This window comes from Paludibaculum fermentans, from assembly GCF_015277775.1.
GTDB classification, from domain to species: Bacteria; Acidobacteriota; Terriglobia; order Bryobacterales; family Bryobacteraceae; genus Paludibaculum; species Paludibaculum fermentans.
Window position 1 is genome coordinate 2,548,708 of record NZ_CP063849.1, and the last position, 23,928, is coordinate 2,572,635.

Genomic DNA, 23,928 nt, shown 5'->3' on the forward strand with positions numbered 1-23,928 from the left:
AGTTCAAACAACCCGTGGGGATGAGTCTGCCCCATACCGGGTGCCTGAAAGAGGTTAGCCATGAAGCTGAAGCCTGTTTGGATCGCGCTAGCGATCCTGGTTCTGTCGGCTGCGCTCGCGTTCTCGCAAGCCGTAAACGGAACACTCCTCGGAACCATCACCGACGCCAGCGGCGCAACGGTGCCAAATGCAAAAGTCACAATCACGGAAGCGAACACGGGAACGACCCGCTCCCTGCAAACCAATGAAAGCGGCAACTACGTCTTCTCCGACGTCCCCCCCGGCCTCTATACCGTCGCGGCGGAGTTGACGGGCTTTAAGCGGTCATCACGGCCCGGCGTTGAACTCACCATCAACAGCTCGCCCCGTGTGGACCTCGTCCTCCAGCCCGGCAACGTGTCCGAGAGCATCGAAGTGACCGCGGCCACCCCGCTGCTACAGACCGACCGTGCCGATACCGGCAGCCAGTTGACCACCGTACAAACGGCGAACCTGCCGCTCGGCACCGGCCGCAACTACCAGAACCTGCTGAACCTGGTGCCCGGCACCACGCGCGCGTCCTATCAGCACTCGCAGTTCTTCAACGCCGCCAACTCCCTGCAGACGCAGGTGAACGGCAACATGCGCCAGGGCAACAACTACATGATCGAGGGCGTGGACAACAACCAGCGCACCGGCCTGCTGCAGATCATGGTTCCCCCCATCGAAGCCATCCAGACCGTGGCCGTATCCACCTCCAACTTCGACGCCGAACTGGGCCGAGCCTCCGGCGCCGTCACCAACGTCCAGCTGAAATCCGGCGGCAACGAACTCCACGGCTCCGGCTACGAATTCCTGCGCAACAGCGAATTCAATGCCCGCAACTTCTTCGATCCGTCCATCGGCCACCAGAGCTACAACTACCTCGGCGGCAACATCGGCGGCGCCATCATCAAGAACAAGCTCTTCTTCTTCGGCGACTACCTGCGCGTCTGGGATCACCAGAGCAATACCAATCAGGTCAGCATTCCGCAGACGGATCTCCGCACCGGTAACCTGGGCCGGTCGACCTCGACAATCTATGATCCGGCCACCGGCGCCGCGGACGGCACGGGCCGTACACCCTTCGCCGGCAATATCATTCCTTCCAGCCGCATCAATCCAATCTCGACCAAACTCCTGGCGCTGGTGCCTCAACCCAACCTCGGCAGCGGCGACACCAATAATTACTTCTCGCTCCTGCCCTTCAAGAAGGACAGTGACTCGTTCGACTACAAGATGGATTGGAACATCTCCGACAAGGACCGCGTGACGGGGCGCTTCAGCTACGCTCGTCCGGTCACCTACCAGGCCCCCATCTTCGGCATCGCTGGCGGACCCACTCAGGGTTCCGGCGGCGGCTTTGCCGGCACTGGCATCCAGAAAACCTACAGCGCCGGCTTGAACTACAACCGGATGGTGACCAATACATTGATGACGGAGGTCCGTCTTGGCGTCGCCCACTACAACAACGTCGCGCAGAACTCCGACTACGGCACGAAGGCATCGGACTCGCTCGGCATCCCGGGCGTCAACCTCGATGAATATTCCAGCGGCATCGTCGGCATCATCCTGAACGGCGGCTATACCGATTACACAATCGGCTACGTGAACAGCCTCCCCTGGAAGCGCGCCGAAGCCAATATCGATGTCGTCAACTCGTGGACCAAGAACTTGTCAAACCACACCATCAAGTGGGGCGCCGACATCCGCCGCATTCGCGATGAACTGCTCCAGATGCAGACGTTCAGCTCGCGCGGTCTCTACCGGTTCGCCGACGGCCAGACATCAACGCCCGGAGCCAAGACCTCGTTCATGAACAACGTCGCCAGCTTCCTGCTCGACACACCAAACCAGGCCGGCCGCGATCTCGCTACCTACTTCCCGGCCTATCGCGCCTGGAACTTCTTCTTCTATGCCCAGGACACCTGGGTCGTGAACTCCAAGCTGACCGTGAATATCGGGCTGCGCTACGAGCTCTATCCGCCGGCCACACCGCGGCTTGCCAAGGGCTTCTCCAACTACAACTTCGTCAACAACACCCTCGAAGTGGCTGGCGTGGGCAGCGTCCCCATGAACCTCGGCATCGAGAATCATAAGAACTACATCGCGCCCCGCACCGGTATTGCTTACCGCTTCAACGACAAGACTGTCGTCCGCACAGGGTTCGGCATCAGCTACACCCCGTTCCCGGACAACAGCTACGCCTACAACTACCCCGTCCGCGCCAACAACCAGTTCGATCCCGCGGTCGCCAGCTACGGCGCGGCGGTCCTGCCCAACGGCCAGACGGCCTCGTTCCAGAACGGCTTCCCCGCCCCCATCCAGGTCGACATCCCGACGGACGGCATTATCAAGAATCCGCCCATCAGTTCCTCCTACAACGTCGTCAACAAGAGCTTCAAGAATCCCTCGGTGGTGAGCTGGAACTTCGCCGTTCAGCGCCAACTGCCTGGTAACTTTGTACTCGACCTGACGTACGTCGGCAGCCACGGCGTGGATCAGGTTGTGAACTACAATCTCAACGCCGGCATGGTGCTCGGGGCCGGCAATAACGGCCGTGCACAATACCCCTCGCTCAAGCGCACAGCCGACACCAACCTGCTGTTCGCCGGCTTCTCCACCAGCTACAACGCCCTCCAGATGAAGCTCGATCGCCGCTTCACCAACGGTTTCGCGGTCACCACCGCTTACACCTACGGCAAGGGCATGGGCTTCCAGCAGGGTGATGACGGCGGCCCGCGCTTCTATATCAACTTCCGCCGCAACTACTCGCGCAACGACTTCGACCGCACCCACACCTTCGTGCAGAGCTATGTGTACGAGCTCCCGTTCGGCCACGGCAAGCGCTGGCTCAGCTCGGGCATCGGCGCCGCCACGATCGGCGGATGGCGCGTCAACGGCGTCCTGACGCTGATGACGGGTACGCCCATGTGGTTCGGCTACAGCGGCACCAACCTGAACGCACCCGGCAATTCCCAGACCCCGGACATCATTGCACCCATCCAGATCCTGCATGGGATCAATAAGGGCAACCAGTGGTTCAGCACTTCGAGCTTCGCGGCTCCAGTCGGCGCCGTGTTCGGCAATGCCGGACGTAATCTCCTCTCCGGCCCCGGCTTCTTCAACCTCGACGCCTCCATCTTCAAGACCTTCAAGTTGACCGAACGGATCAATCTGGAAGTTCGCGGAGAAAGCTTCAGCGTGACCAACACGCCGCAATTCAACAACCCCAATACCACGCTCGGTGACGCAAACTTCGGTTACGTGACCGGCGCCGGCGGCGCCCGCGGCCTGCAGTTGGGCCTCAAGCTCAACTTCTAGCCGCTAATTCACCTGAGTATCGATCCAAGGCGCTGCGTCCCTCCAAGGCCGCGGCGCCTTTTCTCTGCCTGCAGCTAATTGATTGATCCTGCGCGCAGCTTCCGCTCCGCTGCGACCAACCCCATATAGGCACAAGCGAAAATCGCGCACGAAATGCGCACGCCCCCCTCGAAAATTTCCAATTGAAAACTCCCAGCCAAAAAGCCCCGCCGCTTTCGCTTACCAAGTGTCGCCGGAAAATTCGCCGGCGCTGAGTTTTTCGAAAGGAAAATGTATGAGTCGTTTGCTGATCTTTGTCTACGGCGTGGGGAGTTACCTGGCCTTTCTCGCCACCTTCCTCTACTCCGTTGGCTTCATCGGGAATTTCGGGGTGCCCAAGTCGATGGACTCCGCACCCACGGCCGATTGGTCCACCGCGCTTCTCATCAACCTGGGCTTGCTCACCGTGTTCGCCCTCCAGCACAGTGTGATGGCGCGCCCCGCCTTCAAGCGCGTCCTGACCCGCATCGTCCCCCAGCCCGCCGAACGCAGCACCTATGTCCTGGCCAGCAGCCTGGCCCTGATGCTGTTGTTCTGGCAGTGGCAGCCCCTGGGCGGAGTCATCTGGTCTGTGGAGAGTACGACCGGCCAGGTGCTGCTCTACGGTGGCTATGCCGCCGGCTGGCTGCTCGTCCTCGTCACGACCTTCGTCATCAATCACTTCGACCTGTTCGGCCTGCGCCAGGTCTGGCGGAATCTGCAGGGACAGCCGCAGGGCAACTTGCGCTTCGTCACGCCCGTCCTCTACCGCATGGTCCGCCACCCGCTCTATGTCGGCTGGCTCATGGTCTTCTGGTTCACACCAGCCATGACGCTCACGCATCTCCTGTTCGCCGTCATGACGACCGCCTACATCCTGGTCGCCATCCAACTCGAGGAGCGCGACCTGATGCGGGCACACCCGGAGTACGCCGAGTATCGTAGGCAGGTGCCGATGCTCATGCCGCGCCTGCCCCAGGCCATCCAGGCGATGCCGCAATGGGAGACGGCCGGCGCCCAACGGAGACCCCAATGAAACCGGGGGACACGCGTAGAATCCTCTACACCGGCCTCGGCTGCCTGGCCGCCGCGCTCGCCTTCGTGGGCGTCGTAGTGCCAGGCCTGCCCTCCACGGAGTTCGTGCTGGCGGCCGCCTACTGCTTTGCCCGCAGTTCGCCCCGCATGGAAAGCTGGCTCCTCCGCCATCGCTGGTTCGGCCCCACCCTGCGGCGCTTCCGGGAAACCGGCGGCATCACCCGCACCGGTAAGTTGGCCGCGCTCGGCTCCATGTGGTCGGCGGTCCTCGTCTCCTCCGCCATCCTGGCCGCGGTCAACCGCAAGGCGGCCCTCGCCTCAATCCTGATGGCCTGCGTGGGGACGCTGACACTCCTCTTCGTGGTCCGGACGGCGCCCGACCGCGCCTGACACGTCCTCCGGGCCGGGCCAAACGGCGTCTCATGACCCACGACCCGGCCAGTCCCCCCGAGGCTCCAGCCATTCTCCGGTGCACCAGCCGCCGGAGAATGGCATCCTCCAAAAGAAGGGAGCGGGAAGGGGGCCCGGCAGGTCCCGCAAGTGAATCCCCACGGCCCCCGCTACGAACCCCGACCGTCAGGGAGGGGTCCCCACCGCGTTCCGAACCGCGCTCATCCGTAAATGGGCCCCCGTTTCAGGGGCATCTTTACCGCAGCCCCCATGGCCCACCAGCCCGCCCAATCCCACAAAGCCGCATTGAGCCGCAACCGTAAGGGAGCGGAGGAGTCACCGAAAGGCCCCACTCAACGCCCCTCCAGAACGGGGATGGTGATAACATCGCCCATGCAATGCCGGGACGGAAACCGCGAGGAGATACACGATGAACATCCTGTTGTGGGTCCTCCAGATCCTCGCCGCCCTCATCTACGGAGCCTCGGGCATCATGAAGGTCTTCCTCTTCGACAAGGTCAGTGCGGACGTCCCGTCCTTCGGCGCACTGCCCCGCCCCGCCTGGAGGCTCCTCGGCATCCTGGAACTCGTCTGCACGGCCGGCCTGGTCCTGCCCGCCGTCCTCCACTGGCGGCCGGAACTCACCGTCGGGGCCGCCTCGATCCTGGCGATCGAAAGCCTCCTCTTCATCTGGGTACACGTCCGGTACCGGGAAGTGCCAACCATCATCATGAGCGCAGTCCTCGGCCTCCTCATGGCCTTCCTCGCCTACGGCCGCCTGGTCCTGAAGCCCATCCTTTGAACGGTCTGGCGCGCAAAGAGGCAAGTGCGCGCAAGGGCTGGATCTACGCCGTGGTGCCGCTCCCAGCCAAGTCGTTCAAGTCCGTTCAACCGGCCATCCTGACGGCGATAGCCAGCATGCGCGACCGCCAAGCGTCCGGACGACGGCCCGTCAGCAGATTCACCGGCCCTTCAGGAATGCTTTGATCGCATGGAGGGCCAAAGCGCCTACAGGCATCGCCAGCACGCCCAGTAGGATCCGAGCCCATCTCACGCGTGGGGGAATCACCTGCGTCGCCACAAGTCCGGCCGCCAGGCCCAGGGCCCAAGCAGACTCCTCCGGCAGCGGGGATTGAATCTTCAAATATTCCGCGACGATAAGTCCAACGAAGACCAACACCAGGGATTTCGTACCCTCGTTGGAGTGGCCCATCGGGGACACGGCGAGTTGATCGGGCCGGCTCATGAGGGACAAACGGGCAAAACGGCCTGCCCGGCCCGCCATGCCGGCGCTCTCTCCAACCTTGTCCGAGCAATCCACACAAGCAGTCTACTACTCACGGCCACCGCCCGGATGAGTGAATGCGACCGGTGATGGCCGGGGCTCACAGCACCTCCAAGACAGTCGAACCGGCCGCCTCCGCAGCGGTCCAAGTGCGACGCGTCCAGCCCCGGCGCAAGCCGCACGCTCCGCCCGCCAGACGTCGCCGATTCCCCAGGCATGGCCCGCCCCGGGATCCAGTTTGAGAGCGATGCGAATCACTGCCGGCGCGACATCGAGGAAAGCTGTGGACAGTCACCAATAGACGGCCCAACGACCGCCCGGCCTCGACTGCGGCAACCTCGGACATTCGTTGCATGATTCCAGCCAAATCAGGATCCCGGGAAGTCTGGCCATCTGGCAGCAACCCACCCTCACCGCGGATACCCCTCAAACGCCGCTCGCACAATCCCTTCAATGAGACTCACTTCCTCGTCTCGCAATGCACCAAATTCTCCGCTCCGCCGCCGCTTCGAGAGGCTCCCTTGATTCTGCCGGATGAACGCCACCAGGTCGGCCGCCATCTGGTCGGGCATTTCCACCGCCTCCATGATTCGTCGCGTGGCCACATCGTGCCTGCCCAGGTAATCGATCTCCCGCGGCAGATCCTCTTCGACGGTACGCCGGACACACGAGGCAAGGAACTCCGCTTCCTCGGTACAGTCGAAATACCGGTACAGATCCGCCGTCTCGTTCAGCACCTCGACGTTCCGTTGCGGTGTCGGCCGCCATTCGATGAATCGCATCAGTGGTGCGGAATGAGCCTGCAGCGTGGACCGATATTCCTCCACACGCTCCAGCATCACAGAGGATACCGGGAACACCAGTCCGGGTGGTGTAAACCGCCCTTCTGTCAGGACATGATGAATCAGGCATCGGTGCATCCGCCCATTGCCGTCCTGGAACGGATGGATGTATACGAATCCAAACGCGGTCGCGGCGGCCATCAGGACGGCGTCCAGGCTGTCCTCGCGCATGCGGTCGTTCGCTTCCAGCAAGCCCGCCATCAACTCGCCAACGTCACTCGCGCGCGCGCCGATGAACTCGGGCAAAGGGTCGCCATCCCGGTCGCGCTCGCCCAGGAACACCCCCTCGACTCGAAGACCGGCACGAACGAATCGGGTGTCTTCGATGAGCACGCGCTGCAACCGGAGGATCTCTTCCAGAGTCAGCCGGTTCTTGCCCGCCTGCTGGATCGCCCGGCCCCATCGCTCCAGACGGGTGCGCGGCGGTCTCTCTCCTTCAATCTCAAAGCTGGCCCGGCTGTCAGCCAGCAGCAAGAAACTGGCCGCGCGGGCAATCAGATGGGCACCCGTCCGCCCAATCGTCTCGCGGGCCTTGGCCGGCAGATCCAGGTCCAGGAATTCCGTCAGGGCCTGGGTGCGCCGGATCACAGGGCAGAACCGGCCTGTGCCCAATAAATTGTCCCGCACACGGTGGCGCTTCGACGCGCGTCCCTTGCCGGTGAAATAGGTTTCCCCATCGAGTACATCGACAGCGGCAGCGCGCGGCGCATCATCGACATCCAGGGTGCGGCCCATCAACGTCTCGTAGAGGAACCAGCCTCGACGCGCGGTGCCCCCTGTCGGAGCCGACCGGACAAACGCCTCCATCTCGTGCCTCGGAACCGCTTCGAAGATTCTCTTCAGCACCAGGAGGTCGATCTCCTCATGCCTCAAGGCGAAGGTCAGTTGGTCGGCAAAGCCGTCCCCGGGCCAGTAGCGCCGGTCAAAGATGACCCAACCGTCCTCTTCCCTGGAACTGCCGCTGACATGCCGGTCGGATACACAACTCGGACGTCGGACAGGCGCCGCGGCAGCGAAAGTGTTCACCAGAGCCGCCCAACCAGCCAGCCGCGCACCTTTCGGAATCGTCCTCTCCTGAAAGATCCCTTCGCCGTGCAATTCAGTCCTCCTGCGTCGAAATCCGCACACAAGCGTCGAAAACGGCTTCATTCGACAGCTAACCGTCGAAAAACCACCATATACCATCCTGGCGTCGAAAACCACAATATTTCGTCGAAAACTGGCACCAATGGCACATGAGCGTCGAGAAGCGAGCGCAGCGCCCGCAAGGAAGCCGCCACAAGCGGAACTGCCCGCCCTTGCTCGTCCAGCCTGGGTGGGCGAGGCTCCCTGACCTGCCCAATAATCGCCGTCAGCCTTCGGCAAGGCAGCCGCGATCGTCACCGATGTCGGCCGGCTCGGTGGCACGCAAAGGCGCTGCATCGAGCCCCGGCGCAAGCAGCACGCTCCGCCCGCCAGACGTCGCCGATTCCCCAGGCATCGGTCGCCGCGGGATCCCGTTTGAGAGCGATGCGAATCACTGCCGATGCGATAGAGAGGAAAGCTGCGGACAGTCACCAACAGACGGTCCAACGACCGCCCGGCCTCGACTGCGGCAACCTCAGACATGCGCGGCTTCACTCCAGCCAAAGCAGGATCCGGGGAAGTCCGGCCATCTGATAGCAACGAACCCTCACGGCTGGACCACAGCAAAAGTCAGGCTGCCCAGGCCCTCCCGGGAAACTGGTCCGTCCGAGGATCCGCACCGCCACTGAAACGGCACCGTTGTCCTGCGTGCGATCCGTACAGTGGCAGTTCGTTACGTACAACTGGTCGCTCTGCCAGACAAGCGTCGAGCGGTTCAAGGTCACAAGGTACATGCCGCCAGCGGCGTGAAAACTGATCATCTCCGATCGCCGGGGAAAGGCGGCACGGCGTTGCGCTATACCGCCGAGGAAGGGATGGCGCTCCTATTCAATTGCCGGATTGACTGGATGCGACCTTCAAGAACACGCCGAACGGAGAATCGACGCCATTGGAGGTCAGGACGATCGCCTGATCTCCCGACGGCATGTCCGGAACCACGGCTGTAATTACAAAGACGCCGGGTCCGACGAGCGCGGTGGTGCGAACCTTCGCGTTGATGCCGCCAATCGTAACGACGGGCATCTGCGCCTGCTGCGCCATCGACGCCACAATGCCTGCTCGCGTTGGCTCCAGGCCGGTCGCGAACAGGCTGATGACCTGGCCGGGCGTTGCGCCACCATCGGTCAGTTCCGAACCGTCGTCCTGCGAGGCACTGGCGTAGGTCACCCCATTTTCCTGGTACGTGAACAGACCAGGCGCGTTGCGCGTGATGTGCGCAAGCACCATTCCTGTGCTGACATCGTTGATCTTCACTTCCACTGGCAGCCATCCGGAAGGAAGGTCCTGCGGGGCTTGGAAGGCGATCTCCGCCGGGCTCACCGAGAAGAGGTAGGCGGGCTCGCCATTGACCAGAACGGAGACGCCGTCAAGCGACGTTGGCATGCGGTTGCGCGAGATGTCTTCAGGAGTCCAGCCACGAGTGCCCGGCGCCAGATTGGAGCCGCGGATCAAACCCCACGAGCCGGAAACCACTCCGCGATCGAGGGTCGCGCTGTTAAGCACGCCATCGCGAGCACTGATGAATGGTTGCGCGGCGGCCTGTGCGGGATCGACGTCCGGGTATGACGTCGCGAAGTAGTCCACATCCGGCCAGGAGGTCACCTTGGACGAGGCGTTCCAGAGGCCCGAATCGATCTCGTTCTGGATGGCGTTGATGCCGTCGTTGGTCGCAGGCCGCCAGTTCAGAAACACGATCCAATTGAAGCCGTTGCTCGAGCGGATCTGGTACGTCGTGGTGCCGTCGGTCGATCCGCTGTGCCACCAGTTCTGCCCTCCGGTCACCGGGCGGACCATGATGCCAAATCCATACCAGGCTGAGGCATTGTCCCAGTCGCGGGCACCGGGACGTGCTGTCATCGCCGCGATGCTGTCCGGTGTAAGGAAGGAGCTTCCACGGCGACCTTCGACAGCGGTCATGAAGCGGGCATAGTCAATGACCGTCGTGACCCATCCTCCATGGGCATCCTGGCATTCGACACACCAGCCTCCGTAGGGCCAGGGCACCTGCTGGTCAGCGTCTTCCGGGAAGACATTGTCGGTGATGCCATTGGGCGAGTATGCGACCTCGCCGGGCAGTCTTCCGGAGGCCAGTGAGTTTCCGATACGAGTGCCGGCGATACCCATTGGCGCCAGGACCTGCGTGCGAACGTACTGCTCGTAACTCATGCCGGTGACGCGTTCGATAATGCGTCCGAGGACGTTGTAGCCGAAGTTGCTATACCGGTAATAAAGACCGGGGTCGAAATCGAGTTTCTGCCCTCGCATATAGCGGATGGTGTTCTCGGAGGAAGCTGGGCCGGATACGCCAAGCGCCGCCGTGATTGTTGGACTGGCGAACATCGGGTCGAACCCGCTACCGGCACTGCTGTCATCCCAACCGCCGGTATGCGTCAGAAGATTGGCGATTGTGATGGACGAGAGGCGGTCATCTTCCTGGGTACCGAATGGCGCCGTGAGGTCCGGAAGCAGAGCGAACGCCTTTTGATCCAGCGTGAGCTTGCCCTGCTCCACAAGGTGGAGAACCGTCACGGCGGTGATGAACTTCGACAGGCTGGCGATCCGGTAACGCGAGTCCGGCTGCGCCTGGAGCTTGTTGGCCGGGTCGGCCATCCCGTACCCGCGAGCCATGAGGAGGCGGCCGTCTTTAACGACCGCCAGGGATCCGCCCGGGATCTTATGTTTGGTCAGCAGACCATTCATGAAGTCGTCGAAGGGCGGAATGGGCGGAGTCCCGGTTTGTCCAAAGACAGACGAGAAAGGCAGCAGGACCATCAACAAAGTGACGGCAAGGCTTGAATGGCGAAATGGGGCTGGCATCTAGACAGAACGGGGATTCTACTGGCAGAAACTGATCAAGACAGTTGCGGAATCAATCGATCTCTCTTCTTTGATCGGTTTTCCGCCCGCTTCACCGCCCGGATTCCCGTCGCCCTCCACTCCGCTTCTCCTCCACCACCTTCCGTGCATTCGACAGCACACAACTCCTCAGCCCACCCTCCTTCCAAACGCGGAGTACTCCGAAGCATGCATCCAATCCATCAGCCCCCCGCCGCGACAGCCCCCAGTCGCAGCAGTTCACGGCTCCCGCAGCACCTCCACCGGCGACGACCGCAAGGCCGCCCACGCCGGCTTCACACACGCCGGCAAGGCGCTGGCCGCCAGCACCAGCAACACTACCCCTGCCGTGCCCCCATCCTCCGGCCGCACCTCATACAGTTGACCCTCCAACACTTGGCCAGCCACCCGGAACAACAACAAACCGGCCGCTGCGCCGGCACCGGTCAACACAAGCCCTCTCCTCAGCACCAGCCCCAGGATCCGCCGCCAATCCGCGCCCAGCGCCGCCCGGATCGCCAGTTCCCGCCTCCGCTGCCGCACCTCCAGCATCAGCGTTCCATACAGCCCCAGCACGGTCAGCAGTAACCCCACCAACGCGAACAGCCCGGTCAGCACCGCCGGAGTGCGGCGGTCGCCCAGGCTCTCACCAACCCACTCGCTCAACCGGTGCACCTGGATCCGCTCCAGCTCCGGATCCACGCCGCGCACCGCCGCCTCCACCGCTTGCACCAGCCCGGCATCCGTCCGCGCGCTACGGACAACATAGACGCCCCCATCCAGGCCCGCGAGCCCCGCCGGCAGGTAGACCTGCGGCCGGATCGCCGAATCGAGCCCGGTCTGATACGTATCCCCCACCACGCCCACAATCTCCCACAGCGCACCCTTTGGCACCGCTTCCGAATGGAAGCGCAACTGCACCCGGCGGCCCACCACCGGACCCGTCAGCCCATACCGCCGTTCAAACGAGCGGTTGACCAGCACCGCCGCCGGCCGCCCCGGCCGGTCCAGCGCCCACGAGAACGGCCGCCCCCGCACCATCGGGATCCGCAGCGCCTCGAAATACGCCGGATCCACCGCATTCCACGCCACCCACGCCCACTCGACTTCCTTCAGTCCGGCCCCTTCGAACTGGAACGCCGTCGTGTTGGTGCGCCCGTTCAGCGGCAGCCGCCACGCCGCACCGGCCGCCTCCACGCCCGGGATCTCCTCCAGCCGCCGGTGCAGCGTCTCGTGGAACTGGCCCATCCGGTTCTCCGAATAGCGCACCTCGGGCAGGCCGAAGCCGAAATAGTACACCTGCTCGCTCTCGAAGCCCGGATCACGCGCGGAAAGCTGCAGGAAGACCCGCAGGAACGCCCCCGCGCTCAACAGCAACACCAGGCTCAGCGCCACCTGTCCGGCCACCAGGCCCTGGCGTAGCCCGAAAATCCGGCGTCCGCCCGCCGGCGGCAGCAGCGAGCCGTCGTTCATCGTCGCGTTCAGCCGCGCTCGCCGCAACAACAGGGCCGGCGCCAATCCAAACAGGATCGTCACCCCCAGGCACAACGTGGTCGCGAAGAAGAGAGTGGAGAGGTCCAGGGCGACAGCGCGCGCCGGCGGGACCACTCCTCCATACCGCAGCACCAGCGGCAGCGCCTTCAACAGCGCATACGCCAATGCGAGCCCCAACGCCGCTCCACCCAGGCTCAGCAGCAGCGCCTCGGCCAGCATCTGCCTCACCACCGCCGCCAGGCCCGCGCCCAACGCGGCGCGGATCGCCATTTCTCGCCCGCGGGACAGGGCCCGCGACAGAATCAGGTTGACGACATTCGTGCACACGATGGCGAACAACAGCAGCGCGGCCACACTCAACAGCCCCAGCGGCCGCCGCAGACTGCCCTTCCAGGCATCGTCCAGTGGCTGCGCATCGGCGCCACACTGCGGGTTGTCGTCCGGATACGCGGCGCCCAGCCGCCGGCCAATGGCGCGGATCTCTGCCTGGGCAAGCGCCAGCGGCACACCCGGCTTCAGGCGCCCGGCGGCGCGCAACGGACGTGCGCCGCGGCTCGAGTACTCGCTGTGCGGTAGCGGGATGTAAGCATCCACCACGGTGCCGGGATCGGGAAACACCGCGCCGGGGGGCAATATGCCCAGCACCAGGTACGGTTCCTCATTCAGGCTCACCGTGCGCCCCACCACGCCGCTCGCCCGGCCGAATTGACGCGTCCACAGCGCATCGGTCAAAACGATAACCCGCTGCCCCGCCCTCTCCTCCTGCTCGGAGAACGTCCGGCCCTGCTCCGGCCGCAGCCCGAGCACGGGGAACAGCTCCGACGTGACCATCCCCGTCCGGATCACCGAAACCGCGGATCCCGCTTCGCCCGATCCGCCGCGCAACCCGAACGTCCGGGTCATATAGCCGGCCATGCCGAGAAACGACGTGCTTTGCGCCCGCCAGTCCATCAGGTTCGCGAGCGACACCGGCCGGTAGCCCTTGCCCAGTTGCGTTTCGTGCAGAGCCACCAGCCGGTCCGGCTCGGCATACGGCACGGCCTGCAGCAGCAGCCGGTCCATCGCGCAGAACACCGCCGTGAGGCCGCCCAAGCCCAGTGCGAGAGTCATCAGCACCGTCAGCGTGAACCCCGCCGAGCGCCGCAAGGTCCGCCCGCCATACTTCAGATCCGCCAGCCATCTTTCCAGTGACCCGAAAATGAAAACTCCGCCGCCCTGGCCTGTCACGCTCGAATGCTCTCCTTCTTTCTCCGGCAACATACTTCAATATCCTACGCTCACCATCGAAACCGGCTCGCGCTGAATCCACCCCATCCAGCATCTCGCCCTCAAGACCTCAACGTCCATGAGAGCAGCCGCCTCAACCGCCCCTCCACTCCAAGCGCCGCCCATCGCAGGTGCATTTCCTCAGCCACCCCTCCTTTTCAAACGGCGCCCCGGAGCGAGTTGCACCGCATGACGATCAGGGGGTTGCTACTGGCCGCTCAGTGGTCATCCCCATAAGCGCTAACTGAACGATCTGTGGAAGCTGAGCCGGGATGACGATTCATGTTGGCCCGCCGGCATTCTCTCCAGACCGACCTTCTGGACCGCATCCGATGCTGCGGGACTATGACGAGTCATCCAGCCACATTGGCGGGCGAGGCCAGATCTCCGGGATAGCAACTTTACGGCCACCAGGAATAAACCGACCATCCAGACCGGAGTTGGATTCTGGCAAAACGATTCAGAGCCAGCTCTTCGAAAGCAGAATTCGCTGCTCGGTCCAGAGGCACTTTGCCAAGCTGCAGGAACCGGGAAGGCCTTGCGCGCTATTCAGCCATCGAAATCACGACAAGCATTGCAGCTGCGGCCAGAGTGCAAGTTCCGAGTCCCACTAGGCCGATAAACGATAATGTGCTTCGCGTCATGACCGAAGCCTGCGAAGCCTTGGTCCAAACAAGATCTTTGTCGCCTTGAGCATCTTCAAAAAGTTGCTGTTCGCTGAGGCTTTTTTGTTTGCGTATTCGAGCAGCCTCGTCCGTTAGAACGTCGCCCCCGAGTTTTCGATCAGGCTCGTGATTACGCTTCGGGTAATAAAATGAGTACTTTACATTCGTGCGAAGCGCAATAATGAGACATGCAACGGCTATAACAAAAAGCGTAATCGTGATGGTGGCAAGCGCGATCTGGCCCACTTTTCTACCAAAAACGTACAACAACGCAATTACGACCATTGCGAGCAATGCTGCGAAGCGCGAAACGGCAGCAGGAACTGCCTCCTCAGGCGGTTGCCACTTTGACCGCTTCATAAAGGCCAGGCGCACTGCCGCCGCCGCCGAGGCCAGCGAAGCCGCAACGGTCGCCAGATTCGCGAAGACACCATAGTCGTTCATGGCAATCTCAACCGGACGTTTGCTGGACAGGACCAGACGATATTCTCAAAGCGCGGCCCTCCAGACTCCATGATTCCGAACGAATACCTGGATGGCACCAAATAGGCCGTCGCCGGCGTGGAAACCCCGAAGGCGGTTCCGGTGCTTAAGAAATACCCTTTCGCGTACAGAATGGTATCGTTCGAGCGGTTGGAGTTTATCGTCGTTTCTTGTCGGCTTACAACGGTCGGGCCATTGATCTGCAGATAGGTCTCCGCGAACATCTGAGCCGCAGCTTCGGCTAGTCGATCAACGAAGGCCGTCTCCATGGCGTTCACGTCATTCAATTGTTTGACTTCGATGTTTGAGCGTTCAAGCACCCGTATTGCTTGCAACTGAGATCGCTTTATGTCGTCCAAGTCGTCGGCTCGGATTGGCACATCGAGTCCATTGGCCTTTGCATGGTCGTCTTCGTCGTACATAACTGCAACGTACGGCTTAACGGCCTTATCACGGAAACGTCTTGCTTGGGCGCGGAAATGACGGACATCGGGTAGAATGAAATCTCCGAACGCCGCCCGGTCACTTTCCTCCAGAGGTTCGCTAGCGACACCCACGATCAGTTCGCGGATCCGAGACCGGAGATTGCTGTTAACGGTGGGTATCATCCGCCACCCTTTCGAGATGCATTATACCCCAAGCCTGCTTGCGGAGTGAACACTAGGTGTGTAAGCGGCAGCGCTGGAGTAGGCCAGCTGAGATCTTTGCCTTTGTGGCCTGTTGTATTGAGGTTTCGCTCAGCGTTACATACCTGCCCAGAGACGAGGTTCTCGGTGCTGCGGAACTGCGGGCGTTACCAGCGTCCCGACACTGTCATCCGTAAAGATTTGTGGCCCGGGTGAGGATCGCGGCTGGATTACGTCACTGCGGAAGTTTGACGGGCCGGGGCAAGTTGACGAGAAACGCCCTATCCGTAGAAGCGCCGCATCGCCGGTTCTGGGCGGCATTCCGGACAGAGATTCGCGGTAATGATTGCTCCGTCCGGCTGTCTATGAGGAGCGCGTTAACAGGCCGAACCTGTCGCGGTCGCGCCACCGTCAACAGGTAGTTGACGTGCCTTAAGCGATGCGCTGGACCCGTTCGACAGCGTGGTACACGCAAACGTATGTGACGCTTGATCGCGGCCAATCTAGGTGTTCTGGATGTTCACCGAAGTCGTTGGAGCGCCTGGGCCGATTTCAAATAGTCAATTAACAGGAGATGAAGGCGATCGGGGATAGGCGCCCTTCCAAAGGGCTCAGATCCAACTCTGATGCTTGGCCACTTGATGCTTTTGCCTGACCGGACGCACTCGGGGCAACGGAATATATCACTGGAGCCGGCAACTTCTTCCTGTGAAATACCATTGCCGCAGGTAGAGCAAGCATATGTCTTCAATCACAATTACATTGAGGCGCGGACCTTCAAGGCCGCCCAAGAGTCCCGCCCAGATGGTTGCCGAAAGGAACCTGAGGCTGCGGAGACGCATGTCGGTCCAAGTTCCAGCTTAGGCGTTTTGCGGCCGAGTGACGGGCAAGGTGTTCAACAGCAGCGCCTCTCAACCCAAATCGTCAACCACAGTGCGCTGCGGCGGGAACGTCGTTGGCTCCTGAATAGCGTAGAGGCCGGAATGCCGTGCGTCTGGGATTATGTGTCTGAATAGGTAGACCAACTTGAACCAGCCCGAGGTTTCGATGAGAAGCAGGGCTCCCCACAGATCGCTGTGATTCCCCCGGTAGCGGGCCTTCCAGTGCCAAATCGTAACGGCGAAGAGGTAGAAGAACCCGGGCACGATAGCCAAAAGGCCCGTGACAATGAAGACCGTTTGAATCACCCCGGCGTTGCCCAGAAAGGCTCCAACTAGAATGAGCATTCCTAACAGGGCGGCAAATCCGAAGCTCTTCAACCTTTCGAACCGAGTCATCCAGAGGTCTGTCATCGTGGCTATCTTAACACCAGCGACCCAGTACGACCGATCCGTGGAATTGTGGTGGAATTGCGGCGGAAAACGGCGACACGGGAGAATGGCAGGCCACCCGGACGTCTCGTCGGCCACTCGGAGATTGGTCAGGTACGGGGGCGCCCGCGGCGTGATACGGCTGGAGCGTCGCGGATCAGCCGCCACAAGCCGACCTGTGGGGAGTAATCCGCGCTTCCAGGTGCCCCCTCTTCCCGAGCGCAACGTCCGCCAACTCATCAATGGCTTCCATGGGCTAAAGTTGTATAGCGATGGCAAAGAAGAAGGCTGGTTTCCGGTTCTCGCCACGAATTCTCGATCACCTCGGAATCTCGGCGTACAACAGCGTGCAGAAGTGCCTGACGGAGTTGGGCGCGAACGCGTATGATGCCGATGCGGACAAGCTAACGATCACCTTGCCAGATGCGGTGGACGACTCATCCTTGATCGAAATTGAGGACACTGGTGTCGGCATGTCGTATCAGGACATCACAGAGAAATTCCTCTTCGTGGGCTTGAATAGGCGGGCCGACGGCCAGCGGACGGCCAAGGGCCGGCTCGTCATTGGAAGCAAGGGCATTGGAAAGCTGGCCGGCTTCGGAATTGCTTCGACTGTGGAAATTACGTCTTGGAAGGACGGCGCGCAATCCACGTTTAAGATTGAACGCGAATCCCTCGAAGACCTTAAGGCGCTTTCCGAACATGAACTCACGATCGTGACAAGTCAAACCGAGCGTTCTAACGGTACGCGGGTCCGCTTAATGAAGCTCGCTCCGGAGCTCAATCTACAAAGCGCAGAGGTGATACGCAGATATCTCTACCGAACTCTTCCCACTGTGGCCGGATTCAAGATCATTGTTAACGGCGTGGAGTGTACCCCAGAGGACGTGCCGGGCGAAAGGCATGAATTCTCCGAAGACCTTGAAGGGGTTGGGCCGATTCGAGGATTCTACATCATCGCAAATGCAAGGCAACCCACACCCGGCTTGGCGGTCCGCGTGCGAAAGCGTATCGTAAAGGAACCGTCGCTTTTTGGAGTGGATACCCGCAGTCACGGTTTCTTCACAGCCGAGAAGGTAATCGGTGAAATTTATGCCGAGTTTCTCGATTCTGAGGATGGCGCTCAATCCAAGCGCGACCTCATTAGCACCACCCGCGATGGTTTTCTTGAAGACTCACCAGTTGTTCGAAAGTTAGATGAATGGGCGAAGCGATTCCTTGAGCAAGTAATTCGCGGCGTTGATGAATCGGAGGGCAAGAAGCGTGCAGACTCGCTGCTAAGCCGCCCAGCTGTCAAGGAGCGTCTGGAGCGAATGCCCCCGCACGTGCGAGGCACGGCGACCAAGGTTGTTCGCGGTATCTTGGCCAAGCTTCGAAATGTCGAGGAGGACGAAGCGGCGGAACTCATCGAATGGGTCTTGCGATACTACGAATCCAATATCTTGCGTGAGCTGATGCGCGCAATCGTGTCCGCGGATGTGCGAGATGCAGAGAAGCTGGCCGTGCTTGTCGAGGACTGGGGACTGAAACAAGTCAATAGTGTCGTCGACATCATAAAAGATCAAATCGGCATCATCGGGAAACTAGAGGAGGTCGTCGCTTCCGATACGGCCAAAGAAATGGATCTGCATAAGCTGATCGAGGGCAATCTCTGGCTGATCCGCGAGGGATTGGAGTTGTGGAGCTCCGACAAGCCGTTGAAGACGGTGCTCGACCAGCAGATTGACAAGATATATAAGGATCGTGAAGACATCCGACCCGACCTGATTTGCCGCTCTCGCGACAACGGCCACGAGGCGGCAATTATGGAATTCAAACGGCCCAAGGAGACAGTTGTAATGGACCATGTGAGCCAGGCCCTTGAGTACGAAGCGCTGCTAAAAAGGCATCGACCGAACATCATTTTCACGACGTATGTGGTGGGCCGGCAGTATCATCCCTCCGTTTTGGCAACGCGCGAGAAGCTGGAAGGGGCATCACTTCACCTGTGGTCGATGGATGAAATCCTGCAAAGGGCGAGAATGCGCTTCGAGAAGATCCTTGAGATTCTCGGTCGGTAGCTCCAACACACTCGATTACAAGACCTAATGATTAAGGCTCAAACGACCCAATCCCAGCGGATGAGGGCGAGGCGCCGTCTTGCTTTTCTGGATAGGTAATCGACAAACGTCCTTGGCTCTGCCGACACCCTCCGTCCGGATGGTCGGCCACTCGAAGTTTGGTCAGGTACGCAGGCGCTCGCCCATCAGCAGGAAGATGATCTCTAGCGCTCTTCACGCCAAAGTCACCGCTCACGGTGTTCATCCCCCCTTTGCGTGACAAGCTCAGCCCACCCGGCGCAATAGATCAATCGGAGCGAGGCATTCCAACCAATCAGTACACCTAAGGACGAATACATCGCGCTCAAACACGAACGCGACACGCCGACACGCCGCAGCCTCGCAGCTTTCATCCAGCGTAAACCCTCCTCACCGCCCAGCCGCCGGCCCCCGGACTGGCGGATCAATGGACCACCACCACCCCCACGCTCAAATACCCGCTCGATTCCAATCGAATACCGGAGGCATTCCACCCGGACAGGAACAAATCGCCACACCCTCGTCTTGACACAATCCACCGCTCAGCGCTATATTTTTGCCGAACCACGGGCATTCCAAAATTCGAGAAGAACGTGAGAATGACTCGTGGGATCAGACGAAGTGCTGCGCGCCTCCGCTCGGCCGCCGCCCCACCCCTCAGTCACCGGGGTCGGAGACAAAGAATACGATCCTGCTACCGGTCGTAGCCATCTGGAAAGGCCCCTGTCGGCCCACCGGCCCTGGCAATACCATGTGAGCGGTGACGAGGGAGATCCGAAATTGTTCAACCGGAAGCCGGCCCGTGGCCCCAGTGATCCGCCACCCCCGCGCGGAAATCTGGGCATGCGCATCGCGAGGAATTCTGACTCGTTCAATCCAGCCGGGCAGACAAGAGGCGCCTGTGGTCGAAACTGAACACGATCACCCGTCCTGTCAGTGCGCCGTGCTCGGTCCGCCGGCCGGCCCGATTGCCCGCTCCGCCTTCGCCGTCACCTTCACACCACCCCGGCCGGGCGCAACCTTCCGCTGGATCCAACTGCTCGTCAGCGCGTCGCCCGATGGCGGCGGTCATCCCTTCTGCTTTCTCCATCTCGATATCCCGGCCAGGGAACTCTGGCTCTATGGTGACGAGGGCGCTTTCGTCGGCCCCGTCCCCATGGGTTCCACCTCGTCCCTGCTCCAAAACTCCTTTTGCGCCGTGAACCCCGCCTCCACGCAGGCTGCCTACCTGGGCCCGGCCCTCACCTTCAAGACCAACATCGTCTTCAAGCACGCCTGCCCCGTCCCCCTTCGCCTCTACCTGCGTTGCGAAATGGACGACGCCGAAACTACCGGCTGGATGCACAAAGCCGGCCTCTTTACGATTCGTCCCTGGTCCGGCGGCGAACCTCTGGTCGAGCCGAACAAAGGCTCCGGCACCCGGCAACTCTTCTCCTTGACCTTCCAGGACCCCGCGGAGCCCCTCGGCATCCTCAGCGGCTGGTCCCAATTCCTCATCGCGACCAGCCCCGAACCCAACGGCGAGCCATTCACCTTCCTCCACTTCGATCACGCCGGAGGCAAGCTGTGGATGTACTCCAGCGAGGAAGGCTTCTTCATGGGACCGGCCACGCCGGGTGAACCGGACGCAGTCCTGGAAAGCAACACATGCCGGGTGGAGGTGGGCGAGATAAAAGAGACCCGGCGGGACGGCCGGCTCGCCATCGACATCCCCCTGGCTTTCAAGGAGACGATGACCGGCTCCAGAAACCTCTATCTGCGAACCCTGGACGCCCTGGGCCGCGACAGCGGCTGGCTCGAACGCGGCCAGTGGGTCATCCCCTAACAAAGCTCGCTGGAAAGCCATGCACCGCTCTGTTTCCCTGGACGCACACCCGCGCTCTACGCCCCTCAATGCCGGCTGCCAAAGGTACCTCCGCTCCAGTTCTCCCTTAAATCCGGTACCCGCCCAAACCCGGTGCCCGCCGGTCGCGGTATTTTTTCCATTTACTTTCAACCACCTGCGGACATATAGCCCTGCAGCTCACGGACGAGCGGCTACACTCTGCACACTGGACACCGCGGTCTATCCGCCTCCAGCCGATCTTTGACTTCAGAAACTCCACACTTCCGCCGGAGGAGTCTCTCTCCGCGACCGGAAAGGGAAGATCATTCCGGAATTTTGGCCGATCAAAGCCATCTCCTCCCCTTTTCTTCCCATTCCGGGCGCAACACGAGACCTGCCCAGTTGCGGGCGTTGGCCAGCTCGTGACGCTGGCAATCCTCCGCTGCTGAGGGATCAAAGCCATTTATTCCCGTTTTCTTCCCCGTCGCGGCAGGAGCAGGAACGTCGCGTCCGCACCCGGTGCCAACAAGCCCGCAACGGTCGCAATCCACCGCTGTTGAGGGATCAAAGCCATCTCTTCCCGTTTTCATCGCCCTGCGGCTTCCATAGCGAAGCCAGGCGCAGGCTTCCCCTCAAACCCCAACGGAACCCGCACGGGGACGTTCCTCCCCTGGCCCGCAAACCCACCATGCTCCCATTCAACACTCGACCCCAGGTGGCCAGGGCGGGAACGTCCCCCACCGCAATACTCTCCCCCCAACCAGGGAACAGCACGCCAACAGCCTCTTCCCTAGGTCTACCTCCAGGTCCGCGAGACGGCCAACCAGTCCCCCAAAACCCGCCCTCCGCCACACCACTCGCTGCACGACTATGATTGAGATTGATCGATTTTGCTGCACCTTGAGAGGCCCTCACCGTTGCACCCCTGCTTTGGGATATATTGGCAATCCGAGGAGACGCTCCATGTCGATGAGTGAGCCGGCCCCGCACCAAACCTCCGGCCCCCATGGGATTTTCGAAAAGGCGCCCGTCAACGCGCCTCCATCCGCCCATCCCTCAACTCACCTCCGGCAGCCGCCCCCTCACCGCCTCAGCGCCGCGCCCGTAAGCCCGGCATCACACAAACTTCTTTCAAAAACAATCAGGGCCCGGAAATCCGGAAGCCGCCCGGCTGATGTACACGTAGGAGATAACAATGGCTAAGAGAATTTCGATCGGATCGTGGGCCTACACCATCGGCCCATACGCGAGCCACCCCGTGCCGTTCGGCGAGGTCTGCGACCAGCTGAAGGCGCTCGGTTTCGATGGCGTGGAATTGGGAGCCTTCCCCCCGCACCCGAATCCAGGCAACCCCAATGGACCTGACTCCGAATGGCCCGGAGCCATGCCCGAGAAGTCCCAGCGCGCCGACCTCAAAGCCGAGCTCGCCGCCAAGGGACTCGCCCTCAGCGGCATCGCCGCCAACCTCTGGGGCGAGAAACTCATCAATACCGACGACCAGACCAAGTACATCTCGGAGTTCAAGCGCAACGCCGAGTTCGCACAGGACCTCGGCATCGGCGGCGTCCGCGTCGACTCCGTCCAGCCCCCCACCATCCTGCGCGATGTCGACTACGATGTCGCCCTCAAGCGCGTCGTCAGCACCTGGAAGACCTGCGCCGAAATCGCCGCCGACTACGGCCTCTACGTCACCTGGGAGTTCGAGCCCGGCTTCGCCTTCAATAAGCCCAGCGACATCGCCCGCGTCCACGACGGCGTCAACAAGGCCAACTTCGGCCTCATGTACGACACCTGCCACGGCCAGATGGTCGGCGTGAACGGCACCCGCCAGGAAGGCACGAAAGAGGTCTTCCCCAATCAGGTCGAGTTCCTCCGCTTCCTCACCGGCCGCATCAACCACATCCACCTCATCGATAGCGACAACACCTGCCACAAGGACGCTGAAGGCAACGACGAGACCTCGGCCCACCCGCCCTTCGGCCAGGGCGCAATCGACTTCGACGAAGTCCTCCCTGCCCTCATCAAAGCCTCCGCCGCCAACCACGACTGGTGGACCATCGACCTCTGCTTCTGGCCCGACGCCTGGAAGGCCACCGAGTCCTGCAAGAAGGCCGTCGACAAGCTCAACGCGAGGTACGGAGGATGAGAGAGATGAAGGAACTCCGCATCGGCATGATGGGCTACGGCTTCATGGGCCGCACCCACTCCAACGCCTACAAGCGGCTCACTGACTTCTTCCCGGTTCACCACAAGCCCGTCCTCAAGGCCGTCTGCGCCCGCAACGCCGAAAAGGCCCAGGCCTTCGCCGACAACTGGGGCTACGAACGCGTCGAGACCGATTGGCGCAAAGTCGTCGAGGCGCCCGACATCGACCTCATCGACATCGGCACCCCCAACGACACCCACTACGAGATGGCCCTCGCCGCCGCCAAGAACGGCAAGATGGTCTGCTGCGAAAAGCCGCTCGCCCTCAGCGTCGCCCAGGCGGAAGAGATGACCAAGGCCGTCGAAGACGCCGGCGTCCCCAACATGGTCTGGTTCAACTACCGCCGTGTCCCCGCCATCGCCCTCGCCAAACAGGTCGTCGACGAAGGCCGCATCGGCCGCGCCTTCCACTACCGCGCCACTTACCTCCAGGATTGGACCATCGCCACCGACGTGCCCCAGGGCGGCGCCGGCCTCTGGCGCCTCGACTCCGATGTCGCCGGCAGCGGCGTCACCGGCGACCTCCTGGCCCACTCCATCGACACCGCCATGTGGCTCAACGGCCCCATCACCCGCGTCGTCGCCAAGACCGAGACTTTCGTGAAGGAACGCGTCCACGCCGTCACCGGCAAGGTCCAGCCCGTCGGCATCGACGATGCCTGCATGTTCCTCGCCGAGTTCGCCAACGGCTCCATGGGCACCTTCGAATCCACCCGCTACGCCCGCGGCCGCAAGAACTTCAATACCTTCGAACTCAACGGAGCCGACGGCAGCCTCTACTTCGACCTCGAGGAACCGGAATACCTGCAGTACTTCGAATACCTGCAGAAGCAGTCCGGCAAGAAGCTCGAGAGCCATCTCACCGGGTGGCGCAAAATCCACGTCACCAACTCCGAGCACCCCTACATGAATCGCTACTGGGTGCCCGGAACCTGCATCGGCTACGAACACACCTTCCTCAACGCCCTGGCGGATTTCGTCATGGGCATCGAATCAGGAAAACCAACCGAGCCCACGTTCCGTACGGCGCTCCAGACCCAGAAGGTCTGCGACGCCGTGCTCGACAGCGCCCGGTCAGGCAGTTGGAAAGAAACAGGAGTATAG

15 protein-coding genes are annotated in these 23,928 nt (G+C 61.7%); 8 read left to right on the forward strand and 7 right to left on the reverse strand.

All coding sequences use genetic code 11. The features are described from left to right. Window positions 1-60 precede the first annotated feature (60 nt). The 4 genes from IRI77_RS09960 to IRI77_RS09975 all read left to right on the forward strand — a co-directional run bounded on the left by IRI77_RS09960 (window position 61) and on the right by IRI77_RS09975 (window position 5,587). Window positions 61-3,342, forward strand: coding sequence for a TonB-dependent receptor (locus IRI77_RS09960; RefSeq protein ID WP_194451920.1), 3,282 nt, complete (start codon window positions 61-63; stop codon window positions 3,340-3,342). Window positions 3,343-3,616: 274 nt separating this feature from the next. Then, window positions 3,617-4,396 carry a methanethiol S-methyltransferase gene (mddA, locus tag IRI77_RS09965; RefSeq protein ID WP_194451921.1) on the forward strand — a complete coding sequence of 260 codons (780 nt, stop codon included), beginning with the start codon at window positions 3,617-3,619 and terminating at the stop codon, window positions 4,394-4,396. Next, window positions 4,393-4,785 carry a YbaN family protein gene (locus tag IRI77_RS09970; protein ID WP_194451922.1) on the forward strand — a complete coding sequence of 131 codons (393 nt, stop codon included), beginning with the start codon at window positions 4,393-4,395 and terminating at the stop codon, window positions 4,783-4,785. The genes mddA and IRI77_RS09970 overlap by 4 nt, the downstream gene beginning before the upstream one ends. A gap of 430 nt (window positions 4,786-5,215) precedes the next feature. Beyond that, the gene (locus IRI77_RS09975) at window positions 5,216-5,587 is read left to right on the forward strand and encodes a DoxX family protein (RefSeq protein WP_194451923.1); all 372 of its coding nucleotides are present in this window, start codon (window positions 5,216-5,218) and stop codon (window positions 5,585-5,587) included. A 159-nt stretch (window positions 5,588-5,746) separates the two neighbouring features. Here IRI77_RS09975 and IRI77_RS09980 read toward each other — a convergent pair whose 3' ends face one another. From IRI77_RS09980 to IRI77_RS10010, 7 genes are all read right to left on the reverse strand, one after another. Further along, entirely contained in the window at window positions 5,747-6,070 is a 324-nt protein-coding gene (locus tag IRI77_RS09980) for a hypothetical protein (RefSeq protein ID WP_194451924.1), read from the reverse strand. A gap of 410 nt (window positions 6,071-6,480) precedes the next feature. After that, on the reverse strand, window positions 6,481-7,938 hold the full coding sequence (locus tag IRI77_RS09985) for a Fic family protein (protein WP_228486668.1): 1,458 nt from the start codon (window positions 7,936-7,938) through the stop codon (window positions 6,481-6,483). Window positions 7,939-8,865: 927 nt separating this feature from the next. Next, window positions 8,866-10,854, reverse strand: coding sequence for a serine hydrolase (locus tag IRI77_RS09990; RefSeq protein WP_194451926.1), 1,989 nt, complete (start codon window positions 10,852-10,854; stop codon window positions 8,866-8,868). 258 nt (window positions 10,855-11,112) lie between these two features. Next, window positions 11,113-13,626 (reverse strand): ADOP family duplicated permease, encoded by a 2,514-nt coding sequence (locus IRI77_RS09995; RefSeq protein ID WP_194451927.1) that lies wholly within the window; start codon window positions 13,624-13,626, stop codon window positions 11,113-11,115. A gap of 551 nt (window positions 13,627-14,177) precedes the next feature. Further along, window positions 14,178-14,741 (reverse strand): hypothetical protein, encoded by a 564-nt coding sequence (locus IRI77_RS10000; RefSeq protein ID WP_194451928.1) that lies wholly within the window; start codon window positions 14,739-14,741, stop codon window positions 14,178-14,180. Continuing rightward, complete coding sequence (locus IRI77_RS10005; RefSeq protein ID WP_194451929.1) at window positions 14,738-15,388, reverse strand: hypothetical protein; 651 nt, start codon at window positions 15,386-15,388, stop codon at window positions 14,738-14,740. The genes IRI77_RS10000 and IRI77_RS10005 overlap by 4 nt, the downstream gene beginning before the upstream one ends. Before the next feature lie 929 nt (window positions 15,389-16,317). Further along, entirely contained in the window at window positions 16,318-16,698 is a 381-nt protein-coding gene (locus IRI77_RS10010) for a hypothetical protein (RefSeq protein ID WP_194451930.1), read from the reverse strand. Window positions 16,699-16,988: 290 nt separating this feature from the next. Here IRI77_RS10010 and IRI77_RS10015 point away from each other — a divergent pair, with 290 nt between their 5' ends. The 4 genes from IRI77_RS10015 (at window position 16,989) to IRI77_RS10030 (ending at window position 23,928) form a co-directional block, all read left to right on the forward strand. Then, window positions 16,989-18,776 carry an ATP-binding protein gene (locus tag IRI77_RS10015; protein WP_194451931.1) on the forward strand — a complete coding sequence of 596 codons (1,788 nt, stop codon included), beginning with the start codon at window positions 16,989-16,991 and terminating at the stop codon, window positions 18,774-18,776. Window positions 18,777-19,695: 919 nt separating this feature from the next. Next, window positions 19,696-20,619 carry a hypothetical protein gene (locus tag IRI77_RS10020; RefSeq protein WP_194451932.1) on the forward strand — a complete coding sequence of 308 codons (924 nt, stop codon included), beginning with the start codon at window positions 19,696-19,698 and terminating at the stop codon, window positions 20,617-20,619. 1,195 nt (window positions 20,620-21,814) lie between these two features. Further along, window positions 21,815-22,765 carry a sugar phosphate isomerase/epimerase family protein gene (locus IRI77_RS10025; RefSeq protein WP_194451933.1) on the forward strand — a complete coding sequence of 317 codons (951 nt, stop codon included), beginning with the start codon at window positions 21,815-21,817 and terminating at the stop codon, window positions 22,763-22,765. Next, a complete protein-coding gene (locus IRI77_RS10030) occupies window positions 22,762-23,928 on the forward strand; it encodes a Gfo/Idh/MocA family protein (RefSeq protein WP_194451934.1) in 1,167 nt (388 codons plus the stop codon). The genes IRI77_RS10025 and IRI77_RS10030 overlap by 4 nt, the downstream gene beginning before the upstream one ends.